A 16,546-nucleotide genomic window follows, 5' to 3' on the forward strand; every position below is an offset into this window, starting at 1 on the left:
ATGCCGCTAGACTCAGAAACTTGACTTAAAAAGGTTTTACTATCAAAAATAGAGTCAGTCAAAACAACTTACAACTTGTCAGTATCAATCATACCGTGACGAATAGCTAAATGAGTTAACTCCACGTCGCCGTTAATATCGAGTTTACTAAATAAACGGTAACGGTAAGAATTCACAGTTTTAGGGCTAAGATTAAGCTGCTCAGAAATATCGGTAACTTTTTCACCTTTGGTTATCATCAACATGATTTGTAATTCACGCTCTGATAAATGTTGAAAAGGATTGTCTTCCGCAGGACTAAACTGACTTAAGGCCATTTGTTGCGCAATTTCTGGAGACAAGTAACGTTGGCCAGAATTAACCGCTCGAATTGCTTTTAGCATTTCGTCCGGCGCGGCACTCTTGGTTAAATAACCACATGCCCCTGCCTGCATCACTTTGGTTGGGAATGGGTTTTCGCTATGTATAGTTAATACAATAATTTTGGCATCTGGATCATAGCGTAGTATTTTACGCGTAGCTTCTAGGCCCCCAATACCAGGCATGTTCATATCCATTAGGATAACATTGGCTTGGTTATTTCGACACCATTGAACGGCTTTCTCACCGCTCTCGACTTCACCAACGACTTTAAATCCTCTAACGTCTTCTAAAATGCGACGGATCCCTGTACGCACTAGCTCATGATCGTCAACCAGAAATACGTTTATCAAGCGTTCTCTCCGCTGTAACTAAAACATCAATCAACTAATTGGGCGGGTTGGCAGGCTTCAATTTACCTACGCAGCAGACGTTATATCCCATCAAGATGAGAATTTAAAGCGTTAAACTTTATAAGTTATGCGTAGATCTTTGCTTATTCACTTTTTAGTTGATTGAAACGAAGTTGTCGTACAATAAATCAGCAACAAAATAACCTTAGCCAACTCGGTCACTTATCATACATAAGGTACTGTTAAGACTGGTGAACACCTATAACGAAGCACTCTAATGACAACTGCAGTTTTAGCGGTGTTCTACAAACCGATAGTTGAAGCAGGCATAACTCAAGGACTGATACCAATCTAACTCATTATCTGTTCATTCTTGCGGGCTTAAATCACCGCTAACTGCGTGGTGTGTTTTGTCATTAGAGCCACTAGTTACTGCACATCAAGTCAGGTTATCGGCAGATTTATTCGGCGCAATAAGTTGATCATATAATGAATCCGATTGATATTATTTTGAAAGGCTGGAAAGAAATTTATTCGAGTGCAGTTTAATGGGAGAGCTAAAATCGGATGGCGCTATAAACAAAAAAACCATGCAAATGCATGGTTTTTCAAAATGGCGGAGGAGGAGAGATTTGAACTCTCGAAGGGCTATTAACCCTTGCCGGTTTTCAAGACCGGTGCATTCGACCACTCTGCCACCCCTCCGCAGCAACGGGGCGCATATTACCTAGCAAATTTGCGCTTGTAAACTGTCTTTTATGGTTTTTTTGAAAATCAACTGCTTTGTCGCGAAACCAAGTCATCGTTGGTCACAAATAACCCAGCCGAAGCTGGGTTATTTGATGGCCTTGAATGCCGTCGCTTACGAAGGTAAGTAACTCTTACCCATTAAGAAGGTATCAATTGCTTTCGCTGCACCACGACCTTCATTAATCGCCCATACAATGAGGCTCTGGCCACGACGCGCATCACCCGCAGCAAATACACCGCTTACATTGGTCGCGTATTGGCCATAAACGGCTTTTGCGTTGGAACGTTCGTCTTTCTCTACGCCTAAGCTATCAATAATCCCTGCTTCTGGACCCATAAAGCCCATCGCCAGTAATACTAAGTCAGCCTTAAGCACTTCTTCACTGCCCGTAATTGGCTCTGGGATCATTTGCCCATTTGGATTTTTAACCCAATTAATCTTGGTGGTATGAATAGCGCTGACATCGCCCTGTTCATTGCCGACCATTTTTTGCGTCATAACCAAGTAGCGACGAGGATCTTCACCTTGGATGGCAATCGCTTCATCCTGACCATAGTCACGTTTCAAGGTACGCTTAAACTCTGGCCATGGATTATCTTGCCCACGTTCCAACGGTGGTTGAGGCATAATTTCTAATTGAATCACACTCTTACAACCATGACGTAATGAGGTACCGACACAGTCAGTCCCTGTATCACCCCCACCAATTACCACCACATGCTTATCTTTAGCGCTGATGAATTGACCATCTTGGAGTTGGCTGTCTAATAAACTCTTGGTATTTTTCGCTAAGAACTCCATCGCGAAATGAACCCCATTTAACTCACGACCAGGGACAGGCAGATCCCGAGGTACTGTTGCGCCGGTAGCAATGAGTAGCGCGTCGAAGTCTTCATCTAGGCGGTTAATTGAAATATCTTTGCCAACTTCAACCGAAGTTTTAAAAGTAATCCCTTCTTCTCGCATGATATCGATACGGCGCTCGACAATTTCTTTTTGCAGCTTCATATTTGGAATGCCATACATCAGCAATCCACCAATACGATCGGCTCGTTCAAATACCGTGACCTGATGACCAGCAGAATTAAGCTGAGCTGCTGCCGCTAAACCAGCGGGTCCTGAGCCGATTACAGCCACTGTTTTACCACTGCGGCACTTGGGAATATTTGGTTTAACCCAACCTTCCTTAAATGCGCGCTCAATAATATTTACTTCCTGACTTTTAATGGTTACTGGTGGCGCATTAATCCCAAGCACACAGGAGTCTTCACAAGGTGCCGGACACACTCGCCCTGTAAACTCAGGAAAGTTATTGGTTTTGTGTAAACGGTCGATAGCATCCTTCCAACGACCACGATAAACCAAATCATTCCACTCGGGGATCAAGTTATTAATCGGACAACCAGCCACGCGCGGAGCGTAAGCTGAGTCACCAGAATGACAAAACGGGATCCCACAATCCATACAACGAGAAGCTTGGTCTTTGACAGCTTGTTCGCTCATGGGCGATTTCACTTCTAACCAATCTATCAAACGTTCTGCTGGATCGCGGTCTGCCGATAGCTTCCTATCTATTTCCATAAATCCTGTTGGATTTGCCATGTCTCTCTCCTAAACCGCTTCAGCTTTTTGTTTGGCTTGTTCAGCCTTGGCTTTTTTTGCTTGGGCAACACTGTCTAAGTGCATATCGAATGCTGCAACCGCGACATCATAATCGGTTTCATAGTCACCCGTGGCTTTCGCCTGCTTCATGTAGTCTTGCATCCGTTCATAGTCCGTTGGCATGACGCGAACAAACATAGCCAGAGCCTTTTCCCAATCGGCTAGCAATTCTTTGGCAACGTCTGAGCCCGTATAAGCGAGATGTTTTTCAAGCAAATCTTTCAGCTCGGCAGCTTCTGCGGCATCTTCAATGCCACCAAGTCGGACCATTTCCATGTTACAACGCGAAGCAAACTGCTGACTACGGTCGAGCACATAGGCGACCCCACCAGACATCCCTGCTGCAAAGTTACGACCAGTTTCGCCAAGAATAATCGCCTTACCGCCAGTCATATATTCACAACCATGATCACCAACACCTTCGACAATGGCAGTGACCCCAGAGTTACGGACACAAAAACGCTCTCCTGCAATCCCATGAATATAGGCTTCGCCTGAGGTACCGCCAAAGAAGGCCACGTTACCAACAATAATGTTGTTACGTGCTTCAAATGGAGCTTTGCGATCAGGATAAACAATTAGCTTCGCGCCGGATAAACCTTTGCCGAAGTAATCGTTAGCATCGCCTTCTAACTCAAACTTAATACCTTTCGCTGCAAAGGTCCCAAAACTTTGGCCTGCGCTACCGTTAAATTTAACCTTAATAGTATCTTCCGGTAGCCCTTCTGAGCCATAACGTTTCGAGATTTCGTTCGACAACATCGTACCCACACTTCGGTTGGTATTAATAATTGGAGAACTAAGCGCTACCGCTTTACCACTTTCTAAGGCTTCGCTGGCTTGTTTAATTAACTCACGATCAACAATATCGTGAATCAAATGCTTCTGCTCTTGGCTACGATAAAGTGTCTCGTCACCATCCACTTCTGCTTTATACAAGATTGGCGATAGGTCAACCGCTTTGTACTTCCAGTGATCAATGTCATCACGCTGAGTCAAACATTGGCTTTGCCCAACCATCTCATTGATGCTGCGAAAACCAAGTTCAGCCATAATTTCTCGTAAACCTTCCGCCATCATCTTGAAGAAGTTGACCACATGATCAACTTGACCAGCATAACGTTCACGTAAACGGCGATCTTGAGTGGCAATCCCAACTGGGCAAGTATTTAAATGACACTTACGCATCATCGTACAGCCTTCAACAACAAGTGCTGCGGTAGCCACCCCCCACTCTTCGGCACCTAGCAAAGTGGCGACCGCCAAATCACGAGGTGTTTTTAGTTGACCATCGGCCTGTACCGTAATACGACTGCGTAATTTATTCTGAATCAAGGTTTGATGCGTTTCAGCTAAACCTAATTCCCATGGTAACCCAGCATGTTTAATAGAGCTCAGAGGAGATGCACCCGTACCACCATCGTAGCCAGCGATCAATACCACATCGGCGTAGCCTTTACACACACCCGAAGCAATCGTACCAACACCCGCTTCAGACACTAACTTAACGTTAATCCGAGCATCACGGTTAGCATTTTTCAAATCGTAAATAAGCTGAGCTAAATCTTCGATTGAATAAATATCGTGGTGTGGTGGGGGTGAAATGAGACCCACACCTGGCGTTGAACCACGGGTTTTACCAATCCATGCATCCACCTTATCACCAGGAAGTTGACCACCTTCACCAGGCTTAGCGCCCTGCGCCATCTTGATCTGTAATTCTTCGGCATTCGCCAAATAATGACTAGTTACCCCAAAACGACCCGATGCAACCTGTTTGATCTTAGAGATCATTGAGTCGCCATTCTCCATCGGTTCGAAACGAATCGGATCTTCACCGCCCTCACCAGAATTACTCTTGCCACCAATGCGATTCATGGCAATGGCTAAGGTGGTATGCGCTTCCCAAGAAATTGAACCAAAACTCATCGCACCAGTAGCGAAACGTTTTAGGATCGTTTCAGCTGAATCCACTTCATGTAATGGAACACTAGGGCGATCGGACTTAAATTTAAGTAAGCCACGCAAGGTGAATGCTTCTTTCGCCTGATGATCAACTTCTGCCGCATATTCTTTAAATACTTGATAGTTATTGGTCGAAGATGCATTTTGCAATAAACGGATCGTGGTTGGATTAAATAAATGACGCTCGCCATCTTTTCGCCAGGCATAATCGCCGCCAGTGCTTAAGATCAAGTCCCTAAATGGATTATCATCCGTCGGAAAACCTTCGCGATGTCGATTTAAGGCTTCCGTAGCAATCGAATCTAAATCCATGCCTTCAATACGGGTCACGGTACCAGTGAAATACTTGCTCACAACCTCAGAGTTAATACCGAGCGCTTCAAAGATTTGTGCACCTTGATAGGATTGCAACGTAGATATTCCCATTTTAGAGAAGATCTTCAACAAACCACTATTAATTGCATAGGTATAACGCGAGATCACCGCGTCATTAGATAAACTACTATCGATGATTGCCTGGTCTCGCATATCGAGCAAGGTTTCTATCGCCAAATATGGGTTAACCGCTGCCGCACCATAACCTAATACCGTGGCAAAATGATGAGTTTCACGAATATCGCCCGATTCAACGACTAAATCGGCATGAGCGCGAATACCTTCTCGAATTAAGTAATGGTGAACCGCCGCTGTCGCGAGTACTGAAGGTACAGCCGCGTGGTCGCTATCAACTTTACGGTCACTCAAAATTAATATCGAGAAACCATCATCCACGGCATCTTTTGCATGTCGACAAATCCGCTCTAACGCCTTTTCTAGTTCACCCTCTTCGCCAGAGGCATGGAAAGTGGTGTGAATCGTCGCCGCTTGGAAGTGGTTATGGTCAATACTTCGTAACTTGGCCAATTGATCATTGGTTAACACCGGTTGCTTAATTTCAACTTTACGGCAGTGTAACGGTGTCTCTTCCAATAAATTTAAATCCGCACCCACATAGGTACGTAACGACATCACCATCTCTTCACGAATAGGATCGATAGGCGGATTGGTGACCTGAGCAAACAACTGTTTGAAATAATGGGATAAATGTGGGTTTTTATCCGATAACACCGCCAATGGTGTATCCGTTCCCATCGCGCCAAGCGGCTCTTTAGTGGTACCGACCATTGGCTTCAAAACCGCATTAACGTCTTCTTGACTATAACCAAATGCTTTTTGACGCTTGGCTAAACTATGCAAAGTGGCAAAACGATCGTTATATCCATCAGGAAGAGGCAGGTCGTCGATAACAATTTTATTTTCTTCAACCCATTTTCCATAGGGTTGCTTCGAGCAAACCGTGTGTTTTACTTCATCATCGGCGATGATGCGACCTTGCTCTAAATCAGCAATGAAAATTTTACCGGGCTGTAAACGGCCTTTTTGGACCACTTTAGACTGATCAACCACTAAAGCACCGGTTTCTGAGCCCATAACAACTAGGCCATCGTCGGTCACTAAATAACGTGATGGACGCAAACCGTTTCGATCCAGTGTTGCACCAATCACTTTACCATTGGTAAAAGAAATAGAAGCTGGGCCGTCCCAAGGTTCCATGATACAAGAGTAATACTCGTAAAATGCACGTTTCACTGGGTCCATGTTTTCTTGAGTTTGCCAAGCTTCCGGAACCACCATCATCATCACTTGCTCAAGCGGACGACCACTCAATACCAGCAACTCAACACACATGTCTAAGTTAGCTGAATCTGAACGCGTGATATCACACACTGGATGAATCATATCCAGCTCTTCTTTGCTAAAATTAACACTTGCAAGCAAAGATTCACGTGCTCGCATCCAGTTCACGTTGCCCTTCACCGTGTTAATTTCACCATTATGAGCGATGTAACGGAACGGTTGCGCTAAACGCCACGCGGGGAAAGTATTGGTTGAGAAACGAGAATGGAACATGGCAATGGCCGATACCACACGCGGATCCTGTAAATCCAAATAGTACTTGCGTACTTGCGCCGTGGTTAACTGACCTTTATAAACGATGGTTCGCGATGACATCGAGGCCATATAAAAGCTTTCATCGACACCAGTAACTGTGGCGTCAGCCAAGTGTAGCGAGTATTTACGTAACACAAACAGTTTACGTTCGAATACTTGTTGGTCAATATTCGCAGGACGAGCCACAAAAACTTGTTCAATTTTAGGTTCATTGTCAAGTGATGCTTGACCCAAACTAGAATTGTCCTTAGGCACCACACGGTAGCCTAGTAGACTTAGACCAAGTTTATTAATATTTCGATTTAAAATTTCTCGACATTCACGACGAATGGCTTCATCAGCAGGAAAGTAAACCATGCCCACGCCATACTCACCGGGATTCGGTAAAGCGAAACCCAGTTGAGTTGCTTCTTCTTTGAAAAACTCGTGAGGAAGCTGAATGAGAATACCAGCGCCGTCTCCACTATCGACGTCACACCCAGTGCCGCCACGATGCTCCATGCAAGTTAGCATAGTCAATGCGTTTTCGATCACATCATGACTTTTTCGCCCTTTTAAATGGGCAACAAATCCGATACCACAGCTATCGTGTTCGAATTCAGGCCGATAAAGGCTCTTATTGTGTTGAGTTATGTTTGTCATCCAGTAATTCCTATTTACTGCTATATTGAAGTTATTCAGACCGTGAGACTGCTCACTTCAATAGTATTTTCATTTAAAGAGGAGCCACGCCATCTATCGATGATGTGTGAACAATCGCCTTTGTTAGATGATTATCCTTTAAACCTCCAAAACAACAGCATTCAATAACGCAGGAGTTAATCCATTCGTCACGAAAGTAAAGGAAATGCTACCACAGATATAAAGCGAATTTCAGACTTGATTTGAAATAAAACGCATTTTTTTTTCAAAATAGTCCATAACAAACTAAAAAAACGAGTTTTTTTTCACATTTTGTGCAGAAAAATTCACTATCAATAGTTAACAAAGGTCAAATAAATCACAAAGGTAATAAAATAACGTAATTTGCCAACAGCGCAGACTATGATCTGGCAGAAAGCCCTTTCGTGATAGATTTTGTACTAAATACAAACCAAAGGACTCACCTTATATCAATCTAAGTCATGATCTGTTCATTCTTGCTAGCCTAAATCACCACAACAGCGTTATGTATCTTGTGATTAGAGCCACGAATTACTGCGCTTCATGGTTCGTTATCAGCAGATTTATTTGCTCAATAAGCTGGTCATGTAATTAATCAGATTGGTATTAGTTTTTTTGCCTGCCCATCAATTCATCATACAAATTGGAGTCTGTCAATACAGTTCACCATTAAAAAGTAAATCATCGCGGCGGACACGACTTATTTAAACGCATCCAAGAATGATAAAAGTCTGCGGGTATATTCATCTAAAGAGTGTTAAAAATACTTGCCCGTATAATAGAAAGAAGCCTTTCAAGCTTTCTCTATCGACTCTCCCATATTTTAAACATAAAAAAACCAGCGACTCTGCGCTGGCTTTTAAAAGTACAAGATATGCAGACTAGACGTCAAATTGGCGCTGTAGAGGCGGCATGACCTGCTTCTTACGGCTTACCACGCCAGGTAAATCAATCACACTCCCCTCAAGTTTGCCACCTAGAGTACTGGCAACAAGCTCTGCTTCATCACTACAAATTAAACCCGTTGAATTCAAAGTTGTAATATCTGTTAGCAACACTAAAGCGGTGTGATAACCATTGGCTTGCTTTAGCGCAACGAGAGCTGTTTCCAACTCATCTAAACGCGCAAGCACTGGTTTTACCGACGTAAGTTCCAACTGAGCGATAGCAAACTGTTTACCATTAATTTCGTAAACCTTCTGATCGCGTAACACCAATTCTTCAGCGGCTACAGAAGCCACGTCTGATTTAGCTGCAAACTGTTCGTCAGCAAAAGCATTGATATCGCTAACCCCAGCAAGTTCAGCCAAAGCCTCGGCGGCTTGACGGTCTACAGGGGTGTAAGTAGGGGAGTTAAACTTAACGGTATCACTTAAAATAGCACCTAACATTAAAGTTGCGGCTTCTTTACTTGGCGTAATATTAGCTGCTTGGTACATGCTATAAACAATCGTACAGCTACAACCCACGGGACGGATCCAACATTCTAGTGGTTCCGCCGTCGTAATATCACCCAGTTTATGGTGATCAACAATACCGCGAATAGACGCTTTTTTAGCATCTTTAGGAGCTTGCCCCCAATCAGAGTAATCAATTAACCAGACTTCTTCACCAGCAATTTCGCTGCGGATCTCAGGCGCGTCAAAGCCAATTTTATCAAGTAAAAATTGCGCTTCAGGGTTCGGTGCGCCTTGAGCTATAGCAGTTGCTGGTGTGCCTTGCTTCGTTAATAACTCTGCTAAAGATATTGCGCCAGCAATACTGTCACAGTCTGGATTAGTGTGTCCTAAAACTAACATTGGTTATCCGTCTCACTTTGAACGATTAAGGATTAAGGCAAAGCGCCCTGTTAGCGGTGATCATAGGGCTATGCGCCATGGAGTGCAACTGTGCCTTCGTATTATCTAGTCGCAAAACGCTCTCAAGAATCAACAACAAGCAGCTATCTATATGTTTTTGTGACATTCTAATCAACCAGCGGTACGGTTTTAGATCTTAGATTTGATTCTCTTTAGCAAAAATATCGTTATACTAGAAATTCATTCTATCAAAACTTACCATTAACTCAGTCATAATACGGAGTGAAATAATGAATCAGCCCAGCACGATAAACTATAGCGCTGCATCGACACTGGAAACCAATAAGGTTTTGCGTAATACCTACGCCTTACTATCGATGACCTTGTTTACCAGTGCTCTTGCAGCATTTTTTGCGGTCATTGCCGGTATCGGCTCTATGGCATCAATGGTAATGATGCTTGGTGCGATGGGAATTGTGTGGTTTGTCCTCCCCCGTAGCATCAACTCTTCGATGGGACTTGTGTGGACTTTTGTATTCACCACCCTTATGGGGGGCTCATTAGGTCCGCTACTGACCCATTACCTACAGTTTCCGCAAGGTACTGCGATTGTGATGCAAGCCTTGGGAATGACCGGTTTGGTCTTCTTTGGCTTATCCGGTTATGTGCTGACCACCAAGAAAGATTTTTCATTCATGGGCGGCTTCTTATTCGCCGGTTTGATCGTTCTTGTGGTTGCTAGCCTACTGAACATATTTTTGCATGTACCAATGCTAAGTCTCACTATCAGCGGTGCGTGTGTGTTGCTATTCTCTGGTTATATTTTGTATGACACCAGCGATATTATCAGCGGTCGCGAAACAAATTACATCAGCGCAACCATTCGTTTGTACTTAGATGTGTTTAATATCTTTATATCACTACTCCACATTTTAGGCTTTTTAAACGACGACTAAGTCGACTAGGTAAGGATACCCACGCCCTGTTTTATACGGGGCGTTTTCATTTATGGCTTTAGTTAAATATAAAATCGATCCCTCCAGCTTAAATTGGGCTGTGGCATTAAAGGCCGCGAGTCTTGCGATCTTAATGCTAAGCCTAAGTCTAGTGTTTGACTTGGAACTGGCAATATCCCTAACCCTTGGGGTCGTTGCCGCAGGATTAGCTGATAGTCCCGACTTTTACCAGCAGCGCCTACAAAGTACCCTGCTAATGATGGGGTGCTTTACCCTCGCCTGCATTTCCGTGACCTTGCTTTACCCCTGGCCTTGGCTGTTTGCTATTGGCTTATTCAGTTCCACCTACTTGTTTATGCGAATGCCTGTTTTAGGACAAAAGTATGGCTCCATTGCCATGTGTTCGTTGATAATTGGTATTTATACCATGCTGGGATATAGCACTTACAGCAACCCATGGATGCAACCTCTGTGGTTGGTATTAGGTGCGCTCTGTTATGCGCTACTCTCCTTAGTTGCTAATGCTGTCGCCCCTAATCGCTGGTTAGATGCGCAACTGGCTCAAGTATTTCGGCAAATTAGTCTTTATCAACTGACCAAAACTCGTTTATTTCGACGGGGGGCTAATATCAGCGACATCCAGGTCCGCTTAACTCGCCAAAGTGCAGACATTGCAGAGCAACTCGGGGTGATTCGTCACGGCCTTTACGTTTATCAGCAACGGAATAAGCAGCTGGTGGGCTCTAGCCAGATGGACCGATTTTTTAAAGCGCAGCTACTCCACGAAAGGCTCAACTCATCTCACCTCGACTATGAGCGGCTACAAAACGTTCTTCCTCGGCAATTGTTAACTGACACCCGAGCCATCATGGTCCGTATCGCACGAGCCATTGGTGCCAGTCAACTTGACAAAGATGTAGAATTACAACTCAATCAAGCCATCGATACCTTAGAAGAACAACGAGCACAACTTCCCCTGTTGCCTCCTCGTTTTGAATATTTATTAAAAAACTTAAAAAAAGTCACTGCATTGTGCTTTAACGAACAAGCTTTTCCCGAACCAGAAAATCGGTTTTCTCCTTTTAAGACCCTATCGATAAAACAATATTTACAACAAGCTTTTGATCTAAAGCTACAGGTCAATCGTCACGCCTTGCGAATGGCCTGCACCATGGTGATTGCCTATGGTTTAATCTTGATCATGAATGACGAGCACGCATTTTGGTTGATGCTAAGTTGTCTATTAGTCATTAAGCCCAACTACCATGAGACTAAAAAGCGAGTTGGGAAACGGGTATTCGGAACCATCGCAGGAGTATTTGTCGCCGCAGGTTTAAGTTATTTAAACCTTCCCGATTCAGTGAGTATCGGTTTGCTGCCGATATTAGTGTTGATGTTTTTTTTATTTTTTCATTTCAACTATGCAATTTCAGTGGCTTTTATCACCATTTTTGTTGCAATGTCTCTGGATTTACAAGGTTATCCCGCCAATGAAGCTCTAACCATTAGAACCATTGTCACCTTGATTGGCGCGTTAATGGCTTTAGCATCAATGCGTTATTTCTGGCCTGACTGGCAACATAAGATCAGCCGTAAAATTGTGAGTCAACTATTTGCCAATATAGCAGCTTATCAAGGTGCCATTTTCCAGCAATATTTCAGTACGTCTCCGGCAGAAAGCACCGAATTTCGCTTAAATCGTTACCACGCTTATCAAAGCGAGGCCGAATTGGTTCGTCATTGGCAATACATGCTAGCCGAGCCTAGTGACAAACGTCGACTTTCTCCTGATCTCTACCACTTAGTTGGTATGAGCCACAATTTACTATCTCACTTGTCAGCCTTATCAACCCATCGAAGCCAATTACAATCTGGATATGCGGCGAATCAATTGGCTAAATTAGGCGAGCAAATAAATGGCGAGTTGGAGCTAATGCACGATTACCTACTATTATTTTCTGACCAGCGACCCAGTTTAAAACCACAACATGAGCGACTACTTACCGAAATCAATAAATTATTGCCAAAACTAGTCGGTGACGAATTGCTAATTGCTTACCAGTTACAACTAATATGCAAAGACTTACAGCAAATTCGCCAATTATTATTAAATGGTCGATGGTAAACTTAGCGGCAACTTATAGTGATTCAAAAGGTTTATTAAGACACAATGATTGAGTTTAATGGGCAGCGTTATCAAACTGACAAGAATGGCTACTTACTCGACTTAGAGGCATGGTCAAAAGAGCTCGCAGCACATATTGCCCAACGAGAAGGTATCGAGATGGGTGAAGCCCACTGGGAAGTCGTCATATTTGTAAGAAATTTCTACCTAGAGTTTAATACCTCCCCTGCAATGCGTGCCTTAGTCAAAGCAATGGCCAAAAAGTTTGGCCCCGACAAAGGCAATAGCCGCTACTTATATAAATTATTTCCCGATGGGCCCGCCAAGCAGGCCACAAAAATTGCGGGCTTACCCAAACCAGTCAAATGCATATAAAAAAAGCGCCTCGGGCGCTTTTTTTATAATTCTATGAAACTATACACTAATTCGTTCTAGCCCGCCCATATAGGGAACTAATGCTTCTGGAATAGTAATGCTACCATCTGCGTTTTGATAATTTTCTAAAATTGCTACTAGGGTGCGACCCACCGCCAAACCAGAACCATTTAATGAATGTAATAACTCTGGCTTTTTAGCGCCATTAGGACGGAACCGAGCCTGCATTCGACGAGTTTGAAAATCTTCACAGTTAGACACCGATGAGATTTCACGGTAAGTATTTTGCGCAGGAACCCACACTTCTAAATCGTAAGTTTTCGCTGCACCAAAGCCCATATCACCAGTACACAAAGTCACCACACGGTAAGGTAAGTTCAGTTTTTGTAGAATATTTTCTGCATGTTGACGCATTTCTTCTAAGGCTGCGTAAGATTTTTCGGGATGAACCAATTGAACCATTTCAACTTTATCAAATTGGTGTTGGCGGATCAGACCGCGTGTATCTCGCCCATAAGAACCCGCTTCGCTTCTAAAACAAGGCGTATGAGCGGTCATACGGATCGGCAACTCGGCTTCTTCCACAATACTATCGCGCAACATATTAGTTAAGGGCACTTCGGCAGTTGGGATCAGACTCATGCCGATCCCTTCTTCTGTTGCAGGCTGGGTATGGAACAGATCTTTACCAAACTTAGGCAACTGACCAGTACCGTAGAGTGAATCAGCATTAACCAAGTAAGGTACGTACATCTCTTGATATGCATGCTCTTCGGTATGCGTATCAAGCATCAATTGAGCAATAGCGCGATGCAGCTTAGCAATTTTACCCTTCATGACAATAAAACGAGAGCCACTAATTTTGACCGCATTCGCAAAATCTAAACCTTGTAAATCGGAGCCAACATCCACATGATCTTTCAGCTCAAAGTCAAAGCTCGGCAACTCGCCCCAGGTATGCAGCTCTACATTTTCCAACTCATCTTTACCAAGCGGTACGCTCGGATGCGGTAGATTAGGCACCGCTAGAGAATAATCTTTAATTTCATCTAATAGCGCATTTAATTCGGCTTTAGCAGCATCGAGCTTTTCACCTAATTGGCCAACTTCGGCTAACAAGGGGGCAATGTCTTCGCCGCGCCCTTTCGCTTGCCCGATGGATTTGGAACGAGTGTTACGCTCATTTTGCAGTTCTTGGGTAAGAACTTGTAATTCTTTACGGCGACTCTCTAAAGTCGTCAAACGAGCTACATCTAGTTCAAATCCTCGAGTTTTTAAGCGCTGAGCAGTGCTCTCTATATCGCTTCGCAACAAATTAGCGTCTAACATTCAATAACCTACTTCCAATTCAATGAGTAAAAAACAGTGGATGCGGCTTGCAATTGCTAGTTAGCCACATTTACGCTGCTTCAATAAAATTTATAAGTCGCCATTATAAAGCAACTCATAGCAGACACAATCGGGCTTTCTACTTGTTTTAACAAAAAAATGCCGTAAATAAGCTGAACTAGGAATAATCAGCCTTGCTAGCCAGACGACAAATAAACTAAAGCCTGAAAGCCACGATTCAGCGATCCTGAGGCCCCCGTTTAAACGACATCATCACCGCTAAACTCTCAGCCTATTCTGCTTGCTGATCGAGCTGTTTTAGATAAGCCAATTTCTCTGCAATCTTTTGCTCTAACCCACGACTTTGTGGGTGGTAAAATTGCATCCCCGTAAGCGCGTCAGGTAAATATTGTTGTCCGGCGGCATAAGCATTGGGCTCATCATGTGCATAACGATATTCCGCACCATAGCCTAACTCAGCCATTAGCTGGGTCGGAGCATTTCGCAGGTGCACAGGCACCTCGGTATCACCGTACTCTTTCGCCGCCGCTCTTGCGGCTTTAAATGCCGTGTATACGGCATTACTTTTAGCGGCACATGCCAAATAAACAACGGCTTGAGCAATCGCCCGCTCGCCTTCAGCGGCCCCAACCCGAGTATAACAATCCCAAGCACTCACTGCGATTTGCATGGCCCTAGGATCCGCATTACCAATGTCTTCAGAGGCAATCGCCAAACAGCGTCTCGCCACCGCTAAAGGATCCCCACTGGCTTCTAAAATTCGACAATACCAAAATAAGGCTGCATCGGGAGATGAGCCCCGAATAGATTTATGCAAGGCAGACAATAAATCGTAATATTTGTCTCCTCCCTTATCGATATGGCTATAACGTTCGCCAGCCACCTGCTTTAACAAATCAAAACAAAGCTGTTTACCGCTACTACTAACTTCCGCTAATTCAGCCATCATTTCCAGCAAGTTTAAAGCTCGACGAGCATCACCACTGACTAACTCTGCTAGCGCTTCTAACACCCCTGATTCAAACTGCAAATTCTGCTGTTTTAAAATTTCATCATCACGAATCGCGCGTTCCAGTAGCTGCAAAATCGCCGAACTATCTAAAGACCGTAGCACGTAGGTTTTAGCCCGAGACAACAAGGCATTGTTCAGTTCAAAGGAAGGATTTTCGGTAGTCGCACCAATAAAAATTACCGTCCCATTTTCTACATAAGGTAAAAACGCATCTTGTTGACTTTTGTTAAAGCGATGCACTTCATCAACAAATAAGATCGTCCGTCGGCTCACTTGCTGATTTTGCTGCGCGCGCTCTATAGCCGCTCTCACCTCTTTGATACCGCCAGTTACAGCCGAGATTTTTTCAACTTCTGCATCCGCATAATATGCGGCCAACTCAGCGATAGTGGTTTTTCCTGTGCCAGGTGGCCCCCACAAGATCATCGAGTGTAGCTGACCTGAAGCTATCGCTTTATACAGCGGCTGCTCTTTAGCCAAAATATGCTTTTGACCCACATAATGAGCCAGCTCAGTAGGGCGCATCCGCGCCGCCAAAGGTCTAAAATCGGCGTCGAAGTTTAACTCAAAACTCATTAACGTTGGTCATCAATCATAGTATTGCTGGGAATGTCGAAGTGAAACAAACGGTCACTCAACTTAGGGTTCGCCTTAAAGGCTTGCAGGCTAAACTCACTTCGCTGGCCAGTACTTTCAATAAGATCAAAGCGAGCAATACTATTATCAGCATTGAGCTTCACCCAAAATGCTGCTTGTAGAGGATCGCGTTTAGATTTTACCAAGTAACCCTGATCAACCTTTTCAACTTGGTATTGCTGCCAACTCTCGTTACGGTCATCGGCCAACAAAATGAATGGTGACTGACGGATCGCTTCACCAGCACTCATAATTGTCACTTGCTCAACGAATGGACTGTAATACCAAATGGTCGTACCATCAGAAACAATCATGTCTTGTTCTGGGGCAACCTGTTGCCAATTTAATTTGGCAGGACGCGCTAAACTAAGCTTGCCTTCGGCTTGATGAATTTGACTACCATCAGCATCCAGCACCGTTTGCTTAAACTCGGCTTGGAAACTACTTAACGTCGACAAATGTTGCTTCAATTCGGTTGCCGCATCATTCGCCAATGCAACAGAGGATAAACACAACGCCACAATCACTGTACCCAGTTTTTTCATAA

At 44.0% G+C, this 16,546-nt stretch carries 10 protein-coding genes and 1 tRNA gene; 3 read left to right on the forward strand and 8 right to left on the reverse strand.

The window, feature by feature from the left end; translation table 11 throughout:
• Positions 1-68: 68 nt before the first annotated feature.
• The 5 genes from uvrY to ACRRSY_RS12630 all read right to left on the reverse strand — a co-directional run bounded on the left by uvrY (position 69) and on the right by ACRRSY_RS12630 (position 9,545).
• Positions 69-713: a UvrY/SirA/GacA family response regulator transcription factor gene (uvrY, locus tag ACRRSY_RS12610; protein WP_432452874.1), complete on the reverse strand. Its 645-nt coding sequence runs from the start codon at positions 711-713 to the stop codon at positions 69-71.
• 614 nt (positions 714-1,327) lie between these two features.
• Positions 1,328-1,418, reverse strand: a tRNA-Ser gene (locus ACRRSY_RS12615).
• 157 nt (positions 1,419-1,575) lie between these two features.
• Positions 1,576-3,066 (reverse strand): glutamate synthase subunit beta, encoded by a 1,491-nt coding sequence (locus ACRRSY_RS12620; protein ID WP_432463329.1) that lies wholly within the window; start codon positions 3,064-3,066, stop codon positions 1,576-1,578.
• A gap of 9 nt (positions 3,067-3,075) precedes the next feature.
• Positions 3,076-7,725 (reverse strand): glutamate synthase large subunit, encoded by a 4,650-nt coding sequence (gltB, locus tag ACRRSY_RS12625; RefSeq protein WP_432463330.1) that lies wholly within the window; start codon positions 7,723-7,725, stop codon positions 3,076-3,078.
• Between the two features lie 902 nt (positions 7,726-8,627).
• Positions 8,628-9,545, reverse strand: a complete 918-nt coding sequence (locus tag ACRRSY_RS12630; protein ID WP_432452871.1) for a manganese-dependent inorganic pyrophosphatase — start codon at positions 9,543-9,545, stop codon at positions 8,628-8,630.
• A 290-nt stretch (positions 9,546-9,835) separates the two neighbouring features.
• On the opposite strand from ACRRSY_RS12630, the gene ACRRSY_RS12635 reads away from it, so the two are divergent.
• The 3 genes from ACRRSY_RS12635 to ACRRSY_RS12645 are packed head-to-tail and all read left to right on the forward strand — an operon-like array spanning position 9,836 to position 13,001.
• Positions 9,836-10,501 carry a Bax inhibitor-1/YccA family protein gene (locus ACRRSY_RS12635; RefSeq protein ID WP_432452870.1) on the forward strand — a complete coding sequence of 222 codons (666 nt, stop codon included), beginning with the start codon at positions 9,836-9,838 and terminating at the stop codon, positions 10,499-10,501.
• Between the two features lie 52 nt (positions 10,502-10,553).
• On the forward strand, positions 10,554-12,626 hold the full coding sequence (locus ACRRSY_RS12640) for an FUSC family membrane protein (RefSeq protein ID WP_432452869.1): 2,073 nt from the start codon (positions 10,554-10,556) through the stop codon (positions 12,624-12,626).
• Between the two features lie 45 nt (positions 12,627-12,671).
• The gene (locus ACRRSY_RS12645; RefSeq protein ID WP_432452868.1) at positions 12,672-13,001 is read left to right on the forward strand and encodes a TusE/DsrC/DsvC family sulfur relay protein; all 330 of its coding nucleotides are present in this window, start codon (positions 12,672-12,674) and stop codon (positions 12,999-13,001) included.
• A gap of 39 nt (positions 13,002-13,040) precedes the next feature.
• Here the strand turns inward: ACRRSY_RS12645 and serS are convergent, their stop codons facing one another.
• The 3 genes from serS to lolA all read right to left on the reverse strand — a co-directional run bounded on the left by serS (position 13,041) and on the right by lolA (position 16,544).
• Positions 13,041-14,330 carry a serine--tRNA ligase gene (gene serS, locus ACRRSY_RS12650; protein ID WP_432452867.1) on the reverse strand — a complete coding sequence of 430 codons (1,290 nt, stop codon included), beginning with the start codon at positions 14,328-14,330 and terminating at the stop codon, positions 13,041-13,043.
• A gap of 292 nt (positions 14,331-14,622) precedes the next feature.
• Positions 14,623-15,939, reverse strand: coding sequence for a replication-associated recombination protein A (locus tag ACRRSY_RS12655; RefSeq protein ID WP_432463331.1), 1,317 nt, complete (start codon positions 15,937-15,939; stop codon positions 14,623-14,625).
• Entirely contained in the window at positions 15,939-16,544 is a 606-nt protein-coding gene (lolA, locus tag ACRRSY_RS12660) for an outer membrane lipoprotein chaperone LolA (protein ID WP_432452863.1), read from the reverse strand. Before lolA ends, ACRRSY_RS12655 begins: the two co-directional genes overlap by 1 nt.
• Between the last annotated feature and the right edge of the window lie 2 nt (positions 16,545-16,546).

The organism is Agarivorans sp. QJM3NY_33, from assembly GCF_050870865.2.
In the GTDB taxonomy this organism is placed as follows: domain Bacteria; phylum Pseudomonadota; class Gammaproteobacteria; order Enterobacterales; family Celerinatantimonadaceae; genus Agarivorans.

What these genes read in the sequence shown, in the direction of transcription:
- ACRRSY_RS12635 (WP_432452870.1), top strand. Translation starts at nt 9,836, where the DNA reads ATGAATCAGCCCAGCACGATAAACTATAGCGCTGCATCGACACTGGAA.
- ACRRSY_RS12655 (WP_432463331.1), bottom strand. Translation starts at nt 15,939, where the DNA reads ATGAGTTTTGAGTTAAACTTCGACGCCGATTTTAGACCTTTGGCGGCG.
- ACRRSY_RS12640 (WP_432452869.1), top strand. Translation starts at nt 10,554, where the DNA reads ATGGCTTTAGTTAAATATAAAATCGATCCCTCCAGCTTAAATTGGGCT.
- gltB (WP_432463330.1), bottom strand. Translation starts at nt 7,725, where the DNA reads ATGACAAACATAACTCAACACAATAAGAGCCTTTATCGGCCTGAATTC.
- lolA (WP_432452863.1), bottom strand. Translation starts at nt 16,544, where the DNA reads ATGAAAAAACTGGGTACAGTGATTGTGGCGTTGTGTTTATCCTCTGTT.
- ACRRSY_RS12630 (WP_432452871.1), bottom strand. Translation starts at nt 9,545, where the DNA reads ATGTTAGTTTTAGGACACACTAATCCAGACTGTGACAGTATTGCTGGC.
- serS (WP_432452867.1), bottom strand. Translation starts at nt 14,330, where the DNA reads ATGTTAGACGCTAATTTGTTGCGAAGCGATATAGAGAGCACTGCTCAG.
- ACRRSY_RS12620 (WP_432463329.1), bottom strand. Translation starts at nt 3,066, where the DNA reads ATGGCAAATCCAACAGGATTTATGGAAATAGATAGGAAGCTATCGGCA.
- ACRRSY_RS12645 (WP_432452868.1), top strand. Translation starts at nt 12,672, where the DNA reads ATGATTGAGTTTAATGGGCAGCGTTATCAAACTGACAAGAATGGCTAC.